We start from the raw sequence: 19,018 nt of genomic DNA, 5'->3' as shown, positions 1-19,018 counted from the left end.
CTCACACATAGGGTGGATCACATGACGGACGACGGGACGACGACGGCTGCCGCGACGGGCACGCTCGGCTACGAGCAGGCGCGGGACGAGCTGATCGAGGTCGTGCGCCGCTTGGAGGCGGGCGGCACCACGCTGGAGGAGTCGCTGGCTCTGTGGGAGCGCGGCGAGGAGCTGGCCAGGGTCTGCCGGCGCTGGCTGGAGGGCGCGCGGGCGCGCCTCGACGCGGCCCTGGCGCGGCCGGAGGAGCGTTCCGGCGAGGCGGAGGGTGTGGGCGGCGAGGGCTGAGGGCGGGGGTTCGGTGACCCGGGCTCCGCCCCGGACACCGCGCCTCGAACGCCGGCGGGGCTGAGGTGGGGGCCGTTGCTCCCGGCCCCGCACGCCGCGTGGCCGGTGTGAGCGAGTGGTTGTGCGGTGGATCACTTCGGGCGCGTTTTAGTTGAAAGTTAACCTACCTCTCGGTTACGGTCGTGCCATCGCTTGATCCCCTGTACGTCCGGAAGGTAACTCGTACGATGACCCTCGCTCTTGACCCCGCCGCCCAGGACCTCCTCTTCCGTGAGGCCCGCAGCGCCAACACGTTCACCGACGAGCCGGTGACCGACGAGCAGGTCCAGGCGATTTACGACCTGGTCAAGTACGGCCCGACCGCCTTCAACCAGTCGCCGCTGCGCGTCGTCCTGGTCCGCTCGGCCGAGGGTCGCGAGCGTCTCGTCAAGCACATGGCCGAGGGCAACCAGCCGAAGACCGCCACCGCACCGCTGGTCGCGATCCTCGCCGCCGACAACGAGTTCCACGAGGAGCTCCCGGCGCTTCTGCCGCACTTCCCGCAGGCCAAGGACGCGTTCTTCTCCGAGCGCCCGGTCCGCGAGCAGGCCGCCGCGCTGAACGCCTCGCTGCAGGCCGGCTACTTCATCGTCGGCGTCCGCGCCGCCGGTCTCGCCGCAGGCCCGATGACCGGCTACGACGCCGCGGGCATCGAGAAGGAGTTCCTCGACGGCGACCACAAGGTCCTCTTGGTCGTCAACATCGGCAAGCCGGGCGAGGACGCCTGGCTCCCGCGCCTGCCGCGCCTCTCCTACGACGAGGTCGTCACGACCGTCTGACGGACGGCACCCAGCCCGCTGAACCGAGAAGGCCCCGGAGCACCAAGTGCTCCGGGGCCTTCTTCCGTTCGTTCCGGGCCGGGTCAGGACGTCTTGAGCGCCGCGGCCATCTGCGTCAGCCGCTCCGTGGAGGCCGAACCCGTCACCACCGTGGTCGCGCCGTCCGCGCGCAGCACGAGGGCGTCGTACTTCGGGCCCTTCCAGTGCTGCCACGTCTCGCCCGCCACCTCGTGCGTGCGTCCGGTGTCCGTCGCGCGCTGGCTGACCTCGGTGACGTACTTCTTCGCCGGGGCCGTGGACTGCTCCACCGCGACGTACTTGCCGTCCGGGTCGAGGAATCCCAGGTGCCAGCTGTTGGCCGCCTGACGCTCGTACGAGACCGAGGTCGGCTTCCAGCCCTTGGGAAGCCCGTCGGGCGCCGCCACCGGGTACGGCGCGGCACGCCGTGCCGTCAGAAGCTCCACCCGGTAGTCGACGGCCTTCACCGGGTCGGCCGTGTCGTCGTGCGGAATGAAGATGTAGATGACCCCGGCGACGGCCGAGATCACGATCATCGACAGGAGCATGTCCCGCACGGTCTGCTTGCCTCGCTTGCTTGCCACGCGCTCAATGGTGGCATGCGGCTCCGAGCGCCCGACCACGGGGCGTCCGCTCATACGTGACCCGGCCTGCTCATTTTATCGACCTACCGATAGAGTCACAGGCACCCTCTTTATCCGGTCGTCGTCGTACAGAAAGGTGCGCTCCGATGTCCGAGCATCATCACCTGCCGTCCCAGCTCGAGGTCTCCCCGGAGGCCCCCGACCGTAACCTGGCCCTTGAACTGGTCCGGGTCACCGAGGCCGCGGCCATGGCCGCGGGCCGCTGGGTCGGTCGCGGCGACAAGATCGGTGCCGACGGCGCCGCGGTGAACGCCATGCGGACCCTCGTCTCGACCGTCTCGATGAACGGCGTCGTCGTCATCGGTGAGGGCGAGAAGGACGAAGCCCCCATGCTCTACAACGGCGAGCGGGTCGGTGACGGCACCGGTGCCGAGGTCGACATCGCCGTCGACCCGATCGACGGCACCACACTCAACGCCAAGGGCATGCCGAACGCCATCGCCGTGCTCGCCGCGGCCGACCGCGGCACCATGTTCGACCCGTCCGCGGTCTTCTACATGGACAAGCTCGTCACCGGCCCCGAGGCCGCCGACTTCGTCGACATCAACGCCCCCGTCTCGGTCAACATCCGCCGGGTCGCCAAGGCGAAGAACTCCACCCCCGAGGACGTCACCGTCGTCATCCTCGACCGCCCCCGCCACGACGGCATCGTCAAGGAGATCCGGGAGACCGGCGCCCGGATCAAGTTCATCTCCGACGGCGACGTGGCCGGCTCGATCATGGCCGCCCGCGAAGGGACCGGCGTCGACCTGCTCATGGGCATCGGCGGCACCCCCGAGGGCATCATCTCGGCGTGCGCCATCAAGTGCCTCGGCGGTGTCATCCAGGGCAAGCTCTGGCCGAAGGACGACGCCGAGCGCCGGCGCGCGCTGGACGCCGGGCACGACCTGGACCGGGTGCTGTCCACGAACGACCTGGTCAGCGGCGACAACGTGTTCTTCGTCGCGACGGGGATCACCGACGGCGAGCTCATGCGCGGGGTGCGGTACCGCGCGGAGACCGCGACGACCGAGTCGATCGTCATGCGCTCCAAGTCGGGCACGATCCGGAAGATCGACTCGACGCACCGTCTCTCGAAGCTGCGCGCGTACAGCGCCATCGACTTCGACCGCGCCAAGTAGCACCCGTACGCGTGGAATCCCGGCGGCGCGGGCTGCCGGGATCCCGTACGCGGTGCCGCGCGGGCGAAGAACGGTCTGGGTCAGGGGCTGCCGGTCGGGGCGGCCCCTGGCCCGTAGGCCGCCGACGGCTCGCGGGCCGGCCGTGCCGCCCGCGGGTCAGCCGGCCGCGGCGATGTGCTCCGTCGTGGCCGTCGCCTTCAGTTCGATGTCACGCCTGCGCCTGCGGGCGAGCACCACGCGGCGCTCGGCGGCGGTGAGGCCGCCCCACACTCCGTACGGCTCGGGCTGGACCAGGGCGTGTTCCTGGCATTCCACCATCACGGGGCAGCGCGCGCAGACCCGCTTCGCGGCCTCCTCGCGGGACAGCCTGGCGGCGGTCGGCTCCTTCGACGGGGCGAAGAACAGTCCGGCTTCGTCCCGGCGGCACACCGCCTCCGCGTGCCAGGGACCGGCCTCGTCCTCCCGCGCGGGAGCGCGCTGGGAAGGCACGGCGGCGACCTGCAGAGACTGAAGCGGCGGTTGCAGCACGGGTCTACTCCTGACGACGGCTTCGCGAGCGAGAGACGATGCAGCCTCCCTACCCGCTGTGCGCGCGCCTATGCACTGAGTGGCACTGACTTGCGCCGTACGTAATTGCGACCGCGGCCCGTATGGCCGAAACTCGAAGTGTGACAGCCGTGCGCCTCAGTGGCCGAGGTGTTTGCGCAACTGGTCGTGGAGGTTGGCAATGAGCTTGCCGCGCTTGGGTTTTGCCTCGATGTGCCCGAACACCGAATAGCCGTTCACTACGACCACCGGCGCTTCCGGGTCCGTGGATTCGAGTGTGACCACTTCGAAATTGCCGAAAATTCCTGTCCCGCTGCCGCGCAGCGAGATGTTCTCGGGCACCCTGATCTCGACGCTGCCGAAGAGGGACGTGACGTTGATGACGCTCAGCCTCTGACCGAAAAGAGACTCGGTCAGATCGATCTCGATACTGCCGAAGAGCGCGAAGGCGTTGGTCCGGCCGCCGACCCGCCAGCGCCCCCGCCGAGTGGAGCTGCTGAAGACGGCGACCATGTTGTCGGCGGGCCCTGCGGGTCCGTCGGGGCCGTAGGTGTGCGAGGGCGACGCGGCGCGCTGGGCGCCCTCTCCCCCGGCCGGCAGATCCCGCACCAGCGGTTCGAGATCGCCGACGGTCTTGGACCGGTAGACCAGGTCGATCCGCTCCGCGTGCTCCTCCGCGGTCAGCCGGCCGTCGGCCACGGCGTCCCGCAGGATGTCCGCGATCCGGTCGCGGTCGGCATCGGAGGCGCGGATGCCGACGGGGGCTGGTTCGGCGGGAGTGGTACCGGCCGGGGCGGCGGGCGGCTGCGGCTGCTGGGGCTGCTTTTCGAGGTCCACCGAACCAGCGTACCCAAACGCGATAGATCGCGACTAGGGGTTGCGGGTCGGGGCGTGGCGGCGACGGGAGCGGAGGGCCCGGCGAGGACAGGGGGGCGAGGGCTCCGCGACCGGCCGGAAACAGGTGAGCCCTACCTCACAAGCTGGGCCCGTGAACGGCGCTCTACCCTGGTGGGTGCGCTGCCCGAGGGAGGTCAGCAGCATCCGCCGAGTGAGGAATGGCCGTAATGCCAGAGTTTGCGTACTCCGATCTGCTCCCCCTGGGAGAGGACTCCACGCCCTATCGTCTGGTGACCTCCGAGGGTGTATCCACCTTCGAGGCCGACGGCCGTACGTTCCTCAAGGTCGCGCCGGAGGCTCTGCGCACGCTCGCCGCCGAGGCGATGCACGACATCTCGCACTACCTGCGGCCCGCGCACCTGGCGCAGCTGCGGCGGATCGTGGACGACCCTGAGGCGTCGTCGAACGACAAGTTCGTCGCGCTCGACCTGCTGAAGAACGCGAACATCGCCGCCGCGGGTGTGCTGCCGATGTGTCAGGACACCGGCACGGCGATCGTCATGGGCAAGCGCGGGCAGAACGTGCTCACCGAGGGCGGTGACGAGGAGGCCCTGTCGCACGGCATCTTCGACGCCTACACCAAGCTCAACCTGCGCTACTCGCAGATGGCCCCGCTGACCATGTGGGACGAGAAGAACACCGGCTCGAACCTCCCGGCCCAGATCGAGCTGTACGCGACGGACGGCGGCGCGTACAAGTTCCTCTTCATGGCGAAGGGCGGCGGCTCGGCCAACAAGTCGTTCCTGTTCCAGGAGACCAAGGCCGTACTGAACGAGTCCTCCATGATGAAGTTCCTGGAGGAGAAGATCCGCTCCCTGGGTACGGCGGCCTGCCCGCCGTACCACCTGGCGATCGTCGTCGGCGGTACGTCGGCTGAGTTCGCGCTGAAGACCGCGAAGTACGCCTCCGCGCACTACCTGGACGAGCTGCCCGCCGAGGGCTCCCCCACCGGTCACGGCTTCCGTGACAAGGAACTGGAGGAGAAGGTCTTCGAGCTGACGCAGAAGATCGGGATCGGTGCGCAGTTCGGCGGCAAGTACTTCTGCCACGACGTGCGGGTCGTGCGCCTGCCCCGGCACGGCGCCTCGCTGCCCGTCGCGATCGCCGTGTCCTGCTCGGCGGACCGCCAGGCCACCGCGAAGATCACCGCCGAGGGCGTGTTCCTGGAGCAGCTGGAGAAGGACCCGGCCCGCTTCCTGCCGGACACGACGGACGAGCACCTCGACGAGGCGGGGGACGTCGTGAGGATCGACCTCAACCGTCCCATGGACGAGATCCTCGCCGAGCTGACCAAGTACCCCGTGAAGACCAGGCTCTCGCTGACCGGTCCGCTGGTCGTGGCCCGCGACATCGCGCACGCCAAGATCAAGGAGCGGCTCGACGCGGGCGAGGAGATGCCGCAGTACCTCAAGGACCACCCGGTCTACTACGCGGGTCCGGCGAAGACGCCCGAGGGTTACGCGTCCGGTTCGTTCGGCCCGACGACGGCCGGCCGCATGGACAGCTACGTCGCGCAGTTCCAGGCGGCGGGCGGCTCGAAGGTGATGCTGGCCAAGGGCAACCGCTCGAAGCAGGTCACCGACGCGTGCGACGCGCACGGCGGCTTCTACCTCGGCTCGATCGGTGGTCCTGCGGCGCGGCTCGCGCAGGACTGCATCAAGAAGGTCGAGGTCGTCGAGTACGAGGAGCTCGGCATGGAGGCGGTCTGGAAGATCGAGGTCGAGGACTTCCCCGCGTTCGTCGTGGTCGACGACAAGGGCAACGACTTCTTCACCGAGCCGGCCCCGGCACCGACGTTCACCAGCATTCCGGTGCGGGGCCCCGGCCTCGGCTGACCGGGCTCCGGGCTTCCGGTGGGGCCGTGGGTCCTGCCTCTTGTACGTGCCCGCGGGGGCGTTCCGGCTTCGGCCGGGGCGCCCCCGCCCGCGTTCCTTTTCAGCCGTTCTCAGGCGTCGGGCGCGTCCAGGATCCCCGAGTTCGCGACCAGATAGCCGAGCTGGGCGCGGCTGTTGCTGCCCAGCCGGCCGGAGACCTTGCGCATGTGTTCGGCGACGCTGCGGCGGCTCATGCCGAGGCGGCGGGCGATCGACGCGTCGGTCTCGCCGTTGACGACCGCCTGGAGGATCACGCGCTGGAGGTCGGACGTGATCACAGGGGTACGCAGCGGAGTGCGCTCGGGCCGGACCGGCACCGAGCGCGCCCACGCCTCGTCGAAGTTGCGGACCAGGAAGCGGACCAGTGAGGGGTGCTGGACGCGCAGGGCGTTGTGCGGCTCGTCGGAGAACGGGATGAACGCCACGGTCCGGTCGAACACGATGACCCGGTCCACCACCTCGGCGAGCGTCCTGATCTCGGCCCCGGCCGCGGTCACCTGCTCGATGTAGGAGAGCGTCGTACGGTCCGCGCGCACCGTGTGCTGATAGATCGTCCGCTGCCGGATGCCCCGCCGCAGGTTGCCCAGGTCCCGGATCAGCGACTCCTTCAGGATGTGCGCCGGCCGGCCGCCTCCCGGGTGCGCGGTGCGGACCTCCTCGCGGCAGCCGGCCACTCCCGCGTCGAGCGCCTTGCTGATCACGGCCTCGCCGGTGAGCCGGGTGAGCGTGGGCTGCTGGAGCCGGTGCACATCGGCGTACAGCGTTTCGAAGACGGAAAGGGCCGCGCGGGCGGACCGCAGCGTGCGGCGCTGCTCGACGATCGCCTCCTCGATCGGGGCGAGCGCGGCGAACGACGCCGTCTCCGGCGGTACGGGGATCATGAAGCCCGGTGAGTCACGGTCCGCCACCATCAGATGCAGGGCCCGCAGGCAGTCGGCCACCTCGTCCCGCGGAAGGCTCCCCTCCACGAGCGCGCGCCGGTATATGGCGAGTGCCGTGTCGCAGGGCCGCTCGCTCGGCGAGCGGCCCGAAGTCGATTCGCGGCAATCACATGCCGGTGGGGTGGAATGATCGTCCTTCACAAGTATGCAGATTACATTTGTACCAACGGGCCGGCAGCGGTGAGCGCGGTACCTGCACGACTATGAGCGGGTGACGCTCGGCAGTAACGGCGCAGACGGCGAATCGAACACACGGGACAACGAGACGGACAGCGCGGCACGTTCGGAACGGCGATATCGAATCCTCGTCGCCGGTTACGCGGTCTCCTCGTACGGCACCTTCCTGAATATGGTGGCGCTCAATCTGTTCGTCTATGCGACAACGGGCAGAGCGCTCGCCATGGGCCTGTTCATGGCGGTGCGGCTGGCTTCCGGATTCGTCGCCGGGCTGACGGCAGGCGGACTGCTCGCGCGTTTCCCGGCGAAGAGCATCATGCTCTGGGCCAATGTGGCGCAGGCGGCCGTGATGCTGCTGCTGATCGTGGCGCCGGACGGGCTGCGGACGACGGCCCTGGTGGCCGTCTCGGTGGTGATCGGGGCGTGCGGGACGCTCTTCATGGTGTCGTTGCGCAGCTCCATTCCCGAGATGGTCGGCGCGGACCGCAGGGCCTGGGCGAACTCCCTCTCCATCACGGGGCGTTCGCTGGCGATGGTGGCCGGCTTCGCATCGGCCGGTGTGGTGGTGTCCCTGGTGGGGTACACAGCGGCCTTCGTGGTCGACATGGCGACCTTTGTGGCCTGCGCGGTGACGGTGGCTCTGCTGCCGATCGCGGGGGGAGGCAGAGGCGGGGACGCATCGCCGGATTCGGAGGGGGATTCCGGCGGGCGTACCGAAGGAGGGCCGGCAGACCGGCCGGCCAAGGGGGCGGCGGCGCGGGAGAGAACGGGACGACGGCGTAAGCCGGTCGCGTTCCTCGCGCTCGCCGCCGCACCCGGTCTGGGCCTCATGGTGGCGCTGCGCGGGGTGGACGCCTTCGGCTCGTCCTCCCACAACGCGGCGCTCCCGGTCTATTCGAGCGACGTGGACACGGCCAACCCCGCCGTGTTCGTCAGCGCGTTCTGGTGTCTGTGGGCGCTCGGCAACGTCGCGGCCCAGCAGGTGATCCAGCGGTACACGAAGCGCACGGGTGGGGCGGTCGGGGCGCTGGGCTTCGGCTACGGGACGGTCGTGATGTCCTCGGCCTTCATCCTCGCGTTCGCCGGCTTCCCGGCGGCCGCGACGGCGGTCGTCGCGCTGGTCGCGGGGGCTGCCGACGGGCTGACCGAGGTGTCGTACACCTCGCACCTCCAGACGCTGCCGACCGGACCGCGCGGGCACGCCTTCGGGCTCTCCGCGACCTTCGAGAACCTCGGCTTCGGTGTCGGCATGATCCTCGTCGCCGCGGCCCTCGACGGGCACAGCCCCCTGACAGTGGTCGCGTGGTCCCATGGGGCTGCCATCGTGGTCGCACTGGCGTTCCTGCTTCGGGTGGCCCGACCGCGGGTAGCGGGGCTGCGGGCGCCCGGAATCCGGGCGGTGGGGCCGCGGCGCGCAGAACCGGGGCGGGGCAGGGCGGGCGAAGGGGAAGACGCACGTGGGGGAGAACCGTATCGCGGTGATCGGGACGGCGCTGAGACTCCCCGGAGCCAGTGACACCGCGGAGTTCTGGCGCGACATCCGCGCCGGTGTCTCGCACGTACGCCGTTTCACCCCGGCCGAGTTCGCCGCCGCCGGGGTGCCGGAGAAGGACTACACCGCGCCGGGCTTCACCGGGGCGAGTGCCCTCCTGGACTCCGTGGACTCGTTCGACGCCGGCTTCTTCGCGATGAGCGGCCGGGAGGCGACGCTCACCGATCCGCAGCAGCGGCTCCTGCTGGAGTGCTGCTTCCACGCACTGGAGGACGGCGGCTACGCGGAGCCGGACCCCGCCGTCCGGACCGGGGTGTACGGGAGCACCGGATACCGCCTGTACTCGCTGCACAGCTATCTCGCCGGGAACCTCACCGAGGAGGTCCGGTCCGGCGACTGGATGACCCACAAACAGGTCCAGGTGGGCACCTACCCGGACTTCGCGGCCAACCGGGCCGCGTACCGGCTGGGCCTCACCGGCCCCGCCGTCAATGTGGCCACGGCCTGTTCGAGTGCGCTGGTCTCCGTACACCTGGCCTGTCAGGCGCTGCGCGCGGGCGACGCCGATCTGATGCTGGCGGCCTCCGCCGCCCTGCACTTACCGCAGGTCACCGGGCATCACCGGGTGAAGGGCTCCACACTCTCCCCCACCGGAACGGTCCGGGCCTTCGACGCGGACGCGGACGGGACCGTCGGCGGCAACGGTGTGGTGGCCGTCCTGCTGAAGCGGCTCGACCGGGCACTCGCCGACGGTGACACCGTGCACGCGGTGATCCTCGGCTCGGCCGTCACCAACGACGGTGCGGACAAGCGGGGTTTCGCCGCTCCAGGGGTCGCCGGGCAGCGTGACGCGGTGCTGGGCGCGCTGGATGCCGCGGGGGTGACCGCCGGTTCCGTGGGGTACGTGGAGGCGCACGGCACGGGCACCCTCAAGGGCGACCCCATCGAATTCGCCGCCCTCACAGCGGCGTTCCGCCGGGACACCGACCGGACGGGTTTCTGCGCACTGGGCTCGACCAAGCCCGCCATCGGCCATCTGGACAGCGCGGCCGGGCTGGCCGGGCTCGTCAAGGCGATCGAGGTGCTGCGCCACGGGGTGGTTCCCCCGCTGGTGAACTTCTCCCGGCCCAACCCCGCCCTCGCTGCCGGGGAGAGCCCGTTCCTGCTACCCGACCGCGAGCTGGCGTGGCCGCTGCCGGGGGTACGCAGGGCCGGGGTCCACTCCATCGGCATGGGCGGTACGAACGCGCACGTGATCCTGGAACAGGCCCCCGCTCCGCCCGTCCGCCCGGCGGCCGCCGAGGCCCCGGGGCTGCTCCCGCTGTCCGGTGCGAGCCATGAGGCGCTCGTGGCCTACGCCCGCGCCTTCCGCGAGCGGCTGGTTGGCGGGCCCGTGCCGGCGCCCGCCGATCTGCTGGTCACGGCTGCGCTGGGCAGGCGCCTCCTGCCGCACCGGCTGGTCGTGACCTCACCGGACCCGGTCGCGGGGCTGGACGCCTTCCTGTCGGGGGCGGCGGCCGAAGGGGCGTACGAGAGCGGAGTGGTGGAGCGGGTGGCCGAGCCCGTCTTCCTCTTCAGCGGGCAGGGCGGCGGGCACCCCGGCATGGCGGGCCGGCTCGCGGCCCGCTTCCCCGAGGTCGCCACGACACTCGCCACCTGCGCCCGGGTGTACGAGCGGGAGACGGGGCGCGGTGACTTCCTGGCCCGTGTCGTCGACGGCCACGGGCCCGAGCGGTGGGACACGGACTTCGCGCAGCCGGCCCTGTTCGCCCTCCAGGTCGCCCAGGCCGGACTGTGGGCACAGCTCGGTGTCGTCCCTTCGCGGGTGGCCGGGCACAGCGTCGGGGAGTACGCGGCGCTGTGCGTGGCCGGGGCCCTGGGGGTGGAGGACGGGATGCGGCTGCTGTGCCGGCGCGGGCGGCTGATGCAGCGGGGCTCGGCCGTCGGCGCGATGCTCGCGGTGTTCGTATCGCGCGGGCGGGTGCGGGAGTTACTGGCCGCGGTCGACGGCCTGGAGCTCGCCGTGGTCAACGGGGCCGCCCATCACGTCGTCGCCGGTCCCCCGGCGGCGGTCGCGGAAGCGCGGGCCCTGCTGACGGCCCGCGGCGAGGCGTACGAGCGGGTGGACGTGGACCGGGCCTTCCACACGGCGCTGCTCGACCCGGTGCTCGACGCCCTGCGGGTCGCCGCCGACAAGACGGAACTCCGTCCGGCGCGGCTGGAGTTCGTGAGCGGCCTCGACGGAGCCGTACACCCTCCGGGATGGCTGCCGGACGCCGGTTACCTGGTCCGGCAGGCCCGCACGACCGCTGACTTCGCCGCCGTACTCGCCTCGCTCGGCCCACCGGAGGGGACCGGCGGGAGCGCCGCTCCCGTGGTGGTCGAGCTCGGGCCGTCCGCCACCCTGACCGGCATGGTGCGCCGCGCGCTCCCGGACGCCGTGCGCGTACCGACACAGCGGTGGGAGCAGGCCGTGGCCCGGCTGCACTGCGCGGGCGTCGCGGTCGACTGGCGGGCGCTGCTCGACGGCTGCGGCGGCCGCCGGGTGCCGCTGCCGACGTACCCGTTCCGGCATCAGTCGTACTGGACCGGTCCACCACCGGTTCCGGTATCCCCGCACACCCACGGACGCACGACGGAGGACGACATGACCGAACAGGCCGTACGGGAACGGGCGCCGGAGCACGTGCTGGAGCGCGTGCTGGAGCTGACGGCCCGCCATCTCGGCCACGCGCCGTCGGAGATCGGTGCCGACCGGTCGTTCGTCGCCCTGGGCGCGGATTCGCTCCAGCTCATCGGGATGGTGCGGCAGCTGGAGGCGGAGTTCGGCACGGAGATCTCGATGCGGGAGATCCTGGAGGAGGCGGGGACACCGCGCCTGGCGGCCGGGCTCATAGTGAGCCGCACGGCGCAGGAGCCGGTGCGGACGGCAGCCGCCCCGGCGGTCACGGGCGGGGAAGCCGTCTGCGCGACGCGCGCCGAGATCGATGAACTGGCGCGTCAGATACAGCAGTTGGCGCAGACGCAGGCTGCCATGCTGACCCAGCTCTCGGATGCCGTCGCCCTCCTCGGCCGTTCCACCGGGACGACGGGCCGATGAGCGAGACGGAAGGTTCCGCCGCCGCGGTGGACAGGGCCGCAGCGCTCTCCCGCCGGCTGACCGAACAACTGGCGGCGGCCTCCCAGGCTCCCCGGCCACCCCTGGCACCTCCACCGGCATCTCCGGCTCCTCTCGTCCCCCCACCGGCAGCCCCAGCGTTACCGGCGTCCCCCGCGTTACCGGCGTTACCGGCGTTACCGGCGTTACCGGCATCCCCCGCCTCCCACGGCCCCCGCCTCCTGGTCGATCCGTCGGCCGGGATGGCCGGAGCAGCGGCCGACGCGGACCAACGCGCCCACACCGCCTCCCTCGTCCGCCGGTTCACCGCACGCACCGGCACCTCGAAGGCCCTCGCCCAGCAGCACCGGCCGGTGCTCGCCGACAGCCGGGCCGTCGTCGGCTTCCGGGGCGCCACGAAGGAAATGCTGTATCCGATCGCCGCCCGTTCGGCACGCGGTGCCCACCTCACCGATGTCGACGGCAACGACTACACCGACATCACCATGGGATTCGGTGCGCTGCTCTTCGGCCACGAGCCCGAGTTCGTGACCGATGCCGTGCGGCGCCACCTCTCCCAGGGGCTCCGCTTCGGCCCCCGCTCCCCCGACACCGGCGAGGTGGCGGCGCTCCTCGCCGAGCTGACCGGGATGGAACGGGTGGCCTTCGCCGGCTCCGGTACGGAGGCGAACTCGGCGGCCGTCCGGCTGGCACGCGCCGCCACCGGTCGCGACAAGGTGGTCATGTTCCGCGGCTCGTACCACGGGCACATCGACTCCGTACTCGGCCGGCCCGGCGGACCGGACCACCACGCCGTACCCGTCTCGCGCGGCATCCCCGCCTCGGCCGTCGCCGAGCTGATCGTGCTGGAGTACGGCAGCCAGGAGGCCCTGGACACCATCGCCGCGCTCGGCGACAGCATCGCCGCCGTCCTGGTCGAGCCCGTCCAGTGCCGCAATCCGGGCCTCCGGCCGGTGGACTTCCTGCGCTCGCTGCGTGACCTCACCGAACGCCGGGGCATCGTGCTGCTCTTCGACGAGATGCTCACCGGTCTGCGCCCGCACCCGCGCGGCGCCCAGCACCACTTCGGTGTCGTGCCCGACCTCGCCACCTACGGCAAGGCGCTCGGCAGCGGCTTCCCGGTCGGCGCGGTGGCCGGCCGGGCCGACCTCCTCGACGGGGTCGACGGAGGGTTCTGGAGGTACGGGGACGACAGCGGGCCCCCGCACGAGACCACCTTCATCGGCGGCACGTATATGCAGCACCCGCTCTCCATGGCGGCGGCCAGGGCGGTGCTCACCCACCTCAAGGAACGGGGACCGGCACTCCAGGACCGGCTGAACGCCCGCACGGACGCGCTCGCCACCGATCTGAACGCCTTCTTCAGGGACGAGGAGTTCCCCCTGGATCTCGCCCACTTCGGATCGATGTTCCGCTTCACCCACCGCGCCGACATGGAGCTGCTCTACCACCACCTGCTGCTGCGCGGTCTGTACGTCTGGGAGTGGCGCAGCTTCTACCTCTCCACCGCGCACACGGACGAGGACGTCGCGGAGATCTCGGACGCGGTGAAGGGGTCCCTGCGCGAACTGCGCGACGGCGGCTTCTTCCCCGCTCCGAAACGTCCGAAGCCCCTGAAGCCCGCGCGGGACGGGCACAAGGAACCCCGGCCCGCTCCCGGCTTCGGTGTCTACTTCTTCGGCGACCACCCCGAGAGCGCCGACACCCCGGAGGCGTACGGAACGGTCTTCGAGACCGCCCGCTTCGCCGACGCGCACGGGTTCGACTCGGTCTGGCTGCCCGAACGGCACTTCCACTCCTTCGGCGGCCTCTTCCCCAACCCGGCCGTCCTCGCCTCCGCGATCGCGCGCGAGACCGACCGCATCCGGATCAACGCCGGATCCGTCGTCCTGCCGCTGCACGACCCGGTGCGGGTCGCGGAGGAGTGGTCGGTCGTCGACAACCTGTCCGGCGGGCGGGTAGGCATCGGGTGTGCCACGGGCTGGCACGTCCAGGACTTCGCCCTGCACCCGGACCGGTTCGAGGACCGCAGGGAGATCGCGTTCGCGCACCTGGACGAGGTGCGCGCGCTGTGGCGCGGCGAGGCCGTGCGGCGCCGGACGGGGGACGGCTCGGAGACCGGCGTACGCACCCATCCCCGGCCGGTGCAGGCCGAGCCGCCGATGTTCCTCGCCACGTCCGGGCAGCGGGGTTCGTACGAGGAGGCGGCCCGGCGCGGCCTCGGCATCGTCACCAACCTGATGAGCCAGACCGTGGACGAGCTGGCCGAGAACATCGCGCACTACCGGCGCGTACGGACCCGGTGCGGTCTCGACCCGGACGCGGGCCGGGTGACCGTCCTGGTGCACACCTACCTCGCGCCGGACCACGACACCGCGCGGGCCGAGGCGCGGGAGCCGATGAGCCGCTATCTGCGTGCCTCACTTCTGATGCGGTCGGCGGCGGGCGCGCTCGGCCACAGCCCGCAGGACGTGGCGGCGGCGAGCGAACAGGACCTGGACCATCTGTTCCGGCGGGCCTACGACCGGTACTGCGACCAGCGGGCACTGATCGGTTCGCCGGAGACCGCGGCACCGTTCGTCGACGCGCTGCACCGGGCGGGTGTCGACGAGATCGCCGCACTGGTCGACTTCGGGGTGAGCGGGGAGCAGTTACGGGCCGGGCTCGGTCAGCTGGAGGTGCTGCGACGCCGCACCCAGGAGCGGGAGGAGGAGCGGGCACGGGAGCGGGCACGGGTACGGGAGGTGGTCGCGCCCGCCACCTCCGGCCAGCGCCGGCTCTGGCTCGCCTCCTCGCTGCTCGGCAACCCCGCCGCGTACAACGAGACGCAGGCGGTACGGCTGTACGGCCCGCTCGACGAAGCCGCGCTGCGCACCGCCGTGGACGGACTGGTCGACCGCCACGCGGGGCTGCGCACGGTGTTCCGGACCGGGCAGCGGGACGAGACCGTGCTCCAGGTCGTTCGGGACGGGCAGCGTGCGGCGCTGCGGGTGACCGATGCGCGGGGGCAGCGGGCCGAGGAGGCGATCGGAGCGGTGCTCTCCGAGGAGAGCACCCGTGCCTACGACCTGGCCGAGGGCCCCCTCTTCACCCCCCGCCTGATCCGGCTGGCCGCCGACGACCATGTGCTGGTGTTCGGGATGCACCACATCGTCACGGACGCCCACTCGGCGGCGCTGGTCACGACGGACCTGGAGGAGCTGTACCGGGCCGCGGTGGAGGGACGGGCGCCGGTCTTCGCACGCCCCGCGGGCACGACGCTCGGTGCGGCGGAACCGCCCCGGAATGAGGCCGGCCTCGCGTGGTGGCGTGAGCGGCTGGGTGAGAAGCCGCCCGTGCTCGAACTGCCCACGGACCGGCCGCGCGGGCGGCGGGTCGCGGGGCGCGGGGGCGCCGAGGCCGTGCGGATCGGCCGGGAGCGGACCGCGCGGCTCCAGGAGTGGAGCGGGGAGCAGGGCGTCACCCTGTTCGCGACGCTGTGCACGGCCTGGCAGTTTGTCCTGCGGCACCGCTCGGGACAGCAGGAGTTCGTGCTCGGCTCGACGTTCGGGCGGCGCACGAGCGCCACCCGGGACACGGTCGGCTTCCATGTCGCGCTGCTGCCGCTGCGGGTGTCGCTGCCCGAAGGCACGCCGGTCGCGGAGGCGGTACGGGCCACGGGGCGGGCCCTGTTCGAGGCCGACGAGCACAGCGACGTCGATATGGACGCGCTGCTCGCCGACGGACATCCGGACCCGGGCAACCCCCGCCCGCTGATCACCGTGTCGGTGGACCTCGACACCGCGGCCCTGTCCCGGATCGAGCTGCCGGGCCTGCGCGGTGAGGAGGTGGCGGCCGGCACGGAGTCGGCTCCGCTGGAGCTGGCGCTGATGGCCACCCGCACGGATGCGGGGCTGCGCCTGCGGCTGCGCTACGACGCGGACCTGTTCGACGCGGAGACCGTACGCGGCTGTCTCACCGAACTGGACGAGACGCTGGCCGACATGGTCGATCCTCCGGCGGACACCGCGGAGGACGCCGAAGGGGACATCGGGGCGATCCTGCGCACGGTCTGGGAGTCGGTCCTCGACGTCCGCGGGTTCTCCGGCACGGCCAACTTCTTCGACCTCGGGGGCAATTCCATCGCCGCCATCCGCCTGGTGAACCGGGTGCGTGACGCGCTGGGAGTGGACTACCCGATGGCCGACTTCTTCTCCGACGCCACGCTGCGGGCCATGACACGCCAGCTGACGGACACAACGGGTACAGCGGGTACAGCGGGCACAGCGGAGACGACAGAGACCGCCGAAGGGCCCGGCACACCCGTCGACCGCGCGCCCGTCAGCGACCAGCAGGCCCGCATGATCGCCGGCCATCACTCCGTACCCCACCCCGAGGTCTGGAACGTCCCCACACGCATCACCTTCACCGGCCACCTGGACCCCGGCGCGCTGCGCTCCGCGCTCGCCGAGGTCATCGCCCGCCACCACTCGCTGCGCACCCGCTTCGTCCAGGACCCGGACGGCGCCTGGTGGCAGGAAGTACTCCCGACGGCGCCGCTGGACCTGCCGGTCGAGGACCTGACCGGGCTGCCGCCGGGCGAGCGGCGGGAACGAGCCGACGCGTTGTGCCGGGAGACGGCGGGAAGCAGCTTCGATCTCGCCCGCCCCGCCCTGCCCGCACTGCGGCTGCTGCGCATCGAGGAGGACCGCTGGGCCCTGATGTTCGTCCTGCACCACATCACCGCGGACGGCTGGTCCCTGTCCCTGCTGCTCGCCGAGATCGCCACGCTCTACACGGCGGCGTCCGCCGGTGTCCCGCACGGGCTGGCCGCTCCCGGCGCCCAGCCCACCGAGTACGCCCGCCGTCAGCGCGCCCAGCACGATCCCGGGACGGAGGCACGCCGGGCCGCGCACTGCGCCGCCTATCTCGACGGGGTGCCGGCGGGGGTCCCCGTACCCACCGACCATCCGCGTCCCACGACGCTCAGCGGGCGCGGCGACACGGTCCGCGGGGAGGCGTCCGGCGAGCTGCGCGCGGCGGTGGAGGCGTTCGCCGGCTCCCTGCACACCACGCCTTTCGCGGTGGCGGCGACGGCCCTCGGGGTGTTCCTGACCCGGCTCTCGGGGGAACCGGACATCCTGCTCAGCGTTCCGTACGCCAACCGCGAAGGCACGGCGTACGAGTCTCTGGTGGCGATGACGTCGACCGCGGTCATGGTCCGCGTACGGCTGGATTCAGCCAATCCCGGGGAAAGTTGTGCGGAGCTGGCCGTGCGTACCGGTGCGGGTGCCTTGGGTGCCATGGCGCATGTGCTGCCCACCGCCAGGATCATGCAGGCGATGCGGGACGCGGGCGCGGAGCACGTACCGGACCGGGTTCCACACGTGCTCGCCTTCCAGAACTCCGTCGACACGGACATCGAGATCCCCGGGCTCGGGGTCGAGGTGGAGGACCTCGCACCGTTGCTTTCCCGCAGCGAGCTGTGCTTCGGACTTGCGCCCCGGCGGGACCCTGCGATGGGTTATCGGACGTTCCTGGAGTTCTCCTCGGACCTCTGGAACCGGGACACCGCCGAACGGCTCCTCACCGGTTACACCGACCTGCTCGCAGAGTTCTGCGCGCGTCCTGACCGGCCGGTCAGGGAGCTGCTGCACGGAGAACGCCCCGAACCAACAGTGCCTTCACCCTCGCAGTCACTGCCGAACACCGGAAAGGCGGAAGCCGTATGACGCCGGCCCCCCACCGCAGCCACACCGACGACCTGCTCTCCTTCATCGCGGCCAGCCCCTCGCCGTACCACGCGGTGGCGAGCGCCACCCAGCGACTGGAGAAGGCCGGTTTCCGCGAGCTGCGCGGAACGGACGACTGGACCGGCGCGACCGGCGGGTGCTTCGTCGCCCGCGCCGGCGCGCTGATCGCCTGGTACGCCCCCGAGGACGCCCCCGCCCGCACGCCTTTCCGGATCGTCGGGACCCACACCGACTCCCCGAACCTGCGGATCAAGCCGAACCCCGACACCGGTTCGGCCGGCTGGCGGCAGATCGGCGTGGAGATCTACGGCGGCGTCCCCCTCAACACCTGGCTCGACCGCGATCTGGGCATCTCCGGCCGGCTGGCCCTGCGCGGCCCGGACGGCGCCCCCCGCACGAAGCTCGTCCAGATCGACGAACCCCTCCTGCGCGTACCGCAGTTGGCCATCCACCTGGACCGTACGGTCAACGAAGGTGTCGCCCTGGACCGGCAGCGCCACATCGCCCCGGTGTGGGCGCTCGGCGACCCGGAGGAGGGTGCGCTGCTGCGCCGGGTGGCTGCGGCGGCCGAGGAGGAGCCGGGCGATGTCCTGGCCTGGGACCTGATGCTGCACGACATCCAGCCGCCCGGATACCTCGGTGCGGACCGGGAGTTCGTGGTCGCGTCCCGGCTCGACAACCTGATCTCGGTGCATGCGGGCGTCACCGCGCTGGTGGCTGCCGCGACCGGCGTCGAGCAGCCCGGTTACGTACCCGTGCTGGCCGCTTTCGACCACGAGGAGGTGGGCAGCGGCTCGGAGACGGGCGCCCAGAGCCCGCTGCTCGAAAGGGTGCTCGGCCGCACGGTCACCGCACGGGGCGGCTCGGGCGAGGACTGGTCGCGTGCCCTGTCGGGCTCCTTCTGCGTGTCCGCCGACATGGCGCACGCGGTGCACCCCAACTACGCGGAGCGCCACGACCCGGACCACCGCCCACTGCCCAACGGCGGCCCGACGGTCAAGGTCAACGTCAACCAGCGGTACGCCACGGACAGCACGGGCGTCGCGATGTTCACCGCGGCGTGCGAGCGGGCAGGTGCGCCATGGCAGCCGTTCGTCTCCAACAACGCCATGCCGTGCGGGACGTCGATCGGTCCGCTGACCGCGGCCAGGCTCGGGGTCACGACCGTGGACGTCGGGGTGCCCGGCCTGTCCATGCACTCGGCACGCGAGTTGTGCGGGGCGGACGATCCGGGGTATCTGTCCGCCATCCTCGGTGAGTTCATGACGGCCGGCTGACCGGAGAGCCGCTCCGCCCGCACGCCCTCCGCAACGACCCCGCCCGACGCAACGACCCCGCCCGACGACCGGAAGAGA

General features: G+C 71.6%; 12 protein-coding genes. 8 read left to right on the top strand and 4 right to left on the bottom strand.

Annotated elements, in window-relative coordinates:
- The first annotated feature begins 21 nt into the window (after nucleotides 1-21).
- Entirely contained in the window at nucleotides 22-285 is a 264-nt protein-coding gene (locus ACFWSK_RS17330; protein WP_383786433.1) for an exodeoxyribonuclease VII small subunit, read from the top strand.
- Nucleotides 286-512: 227 nt separating this feature from the next.
- Nucleotides 513-1,103, top strand: coding sequence for a malonic semialdehyde reductase (locus tag ACFWSK_RS17325; RefSeq protein WP_383786430.1), 591 nt, complete (start codon nucleotides 513-515; stop codon nucleotides 1,101-1,103).
- Between the two features lie 83 nt (nucleotides 1,104-1,186).
- Here the strand turns inward: ACFWSK_RS17325 and ACFWSK_RS17320 are convergent, their stop codons facing one another.
- On the bottom strand, nucleotides 1,187-1,705 hold the full coding sequence (locus ACFWSK_RS17320) for a DUF4245 domain-containing protein (RefSeq protein WP_383786427.1): 519 nt from the start codon (nucleotides 1,703-1,705) through the stop codon (nucleotides 1,187-1,189).
- A 146-nt stretch (nucleotides 1,706-1,851) separates the two neighbouring features.
- Here ACFWSK_RS17320 and glpX point away from each other — a divergent pair, with 146 nt between their 5' ends.
- Nucleotides 1,852-2,886, top strand: coding sequence for a class II fructose-bisphosphatase (gene glpX / locus ACFWSK_RS17315; protein WP_383786424.1), 1,035 nt, complete (start codon nucleotides 1,852-1,854; stop codon nucleotides 2,884-2,886).
- A gap of 156 nt (nucleotides 2,887-3,042) precedes the next feature.
- Here the strand turns inward: glpX and ACFWSK_RS17310 are convergent, their stop codons facing one another.
- Both ACFWSK_RS17310 and ACFWSK_RS17305 read right to left on the bottom strand, forming a co-directional pair.
- Nucleotides 3,043-3,414: a WhiB family transcriptional regulator gene (locus ACFWSK_RS17310; protein ID WP_383786421.1), complete on the bottom strand. Its 372-nt coding sequence runs from the start codon at nucleotides 3,412-3,414 to the stop codon at nucleotides 3,043-3,045.
- A gap of 156 nt (nucleotides 3,415-3,570) precedes the next feature.
- Nucleotides 3,571-4,269, bottom strand: coding sequence for a DUF1707 domain-containing protein (locus ACFWSK_RS17305; protein WP_383786418.1), 699 nt, complete (start codon nucleotides 4,267-4,269; stop codon nucleotides 3,571-3,573).
- A 227-nt stretch (nucleotides 4,270-4,496) separates the two neighbouring features.
- Between ACFWSK_RS17305 and ACFWSK_RS17300 the strand changes: the two genes are divergently transcribed.
- Entirely contained in the window at nucleotides 4,497-6,164 is a 1,668-nt protein-coding gene (locus ACFWSK_RS17300; protein ID WP_383786415.1) for a fumarate hydratase, read from the top strand.
- A gap of 110 nt (nucleotides 6,165-6,274) precedes the next feature.
- Here the strand turns inward: ACFWSK_RS17300 and ACFWSK_RS17295 are convergent, their stop codons facing one another.
- Nucleotides 6,275-7,285 carry a LuxR C-terminal-related transcriptional regulator gene (locus ACFWSK_RS17295; RefSeq protein ID WP_383786412.1) on the bottom strand — a complete coding sequence of 337 codons (1,011 nt, stop codon included), beginning with the start codon at nucleotides 7,283-7,285 and terminating at the stop codon, nucleotides 6,275-6,277.
- A gap of 208 nt (nucleotides 7,286-7,493) precedes the next feature.
- Between ACFWSK_RS17295 and ACFWSK_RS17290 the strand changes: the two genes are divergently transcribed.
- From ACFWSK_RS17290 to ACFWSK_RS17275, 4 genes are all read left to right on the top strand, one after another.
- Complete coding sequence (locus ACFWSK_RS17290) at nucleotides 7,494-8,837, top strand: MFS transporter (protein ID WP_383786556.1); 1,344 nt, start codon at nucleotides 7,494-7,496, stop codon at nucleotides 8,835-8,837.
- The gene (locus ACFWSK_RS17285; RefSeq protein WP_383786409.1) at nucleotides 8,779-11,913 is read left to right on the top strand and encodes a type I polyketide synthase; all 3,135 of its coding nucleotides are present in this window, start codon (nucleotides 8,779-8,781) and stop codon (nucleotides 11,911-11,913) included. The genes ACFWSK_RS17290 and ACFWSK_RS17285 overlap by 59 nt, the downstream gene beginning before the upstream one ends.
- A 260-nt stretch (nucleotides 11,914-12,173) precedes the next feature.
- Nucleotides 12,174-17,642 (top strand): MupA/Atu3671 family FMN-dependent luciferase-like monooxygenase, encoded by a 5,469-nt coding sequence (locus ACFWSK_RS17280; RefSeq protein WP_383786407.1) that lies wholly within the window; start codon nucleotides 12,174-12,176, stop codon nucleotides 17,640-17,642.
- Nucleotides 17,639-18,940 carry a M18 family aminopeptidase gene (locus tag ACFWSK_RS17275; RefSeq protein WP_383786405.1) on the top strand — a complete coding sequence of 434 codons (1,302 nt, stop codon included), beginning with the start codon at nucleotides 17,639-17,641 and terminating at the stop codon, nucleotides 18,938-18,940. Before ACFWSK_RS17280 ends, ACFWSK_RS17275 begins: the two co-directional genes overlap by 4 nt.
- Nucleotides 18,941-19,018 lie beyond the last annotated feature (78 nt).

Source organism: Streptomyces sp. NPDC058620 (assembly GCF_042717135.1).
In the GTDB taxonomy this organism is placed as follows: Bacteria; Actinomycetota; Actinomycetes; order Streptomycetales; family Streptomycetaceae; genus Streptomyces.
Note: the sequence above shows the minus strand (reverse complement) of the source record. Positions and strands in the feature narration are given on the sequence as shown.

Excerpts from the sequence above, each read along its gene's own strand:
- ACFWSK_RS17330 (WP_383786433.1), top strand. The coding sequence starts at position 22 with ATGACGGACGACGGGACGACGACGGCTGCCGCGACGGGCACGCTCGGC.
- ACFWSK_RS17325 (WP_383786430.1), top strand. The coding sequence starts at position 513 with ATGACCCTCGCTCTTGACCCCGCCGCCCAGGACCTCCTCTTCCGTGAG.
- glpX (WP_383786424.1), top strand. The coding sequence starts at position 1,852 with ATGTCCGAGCATCATCACCTGCCGTCCCAGCTCGAGGTCTCCCCGGAG.
- ACFWSK_RS17300 (WP_383786415.1), top strand. The coding sequence starts at position 4,497 with ATGCCAGAGTTTGCGTACTCCGATCTGCTCCCCCTGGGAGAGGACTCC.
- ACFWSK_RS17290 (WP_383786556.1), top strand. The coding sequence starts at position 7,494 with ATGGTGGCGCTCAATCTGTTCGTCTATGCGACAACGGGCAGAGCGCTC.
- ACFWSK_RS17280 (WP_383786407.1), top strand. The coding sequence starts at position 12,174 with ATGGCCGGAGCAGCGGCCGACGCGGACCAACGCGCCCACACCGCCTCC.
- ACFWSK_RS17275 (WP_383786405.1), top strand. The coding sequence starts at position 17,639 with ATGACGCCGGCCCCCCACCGCAGCCACACCGACGACCTGCTCTCCTTC.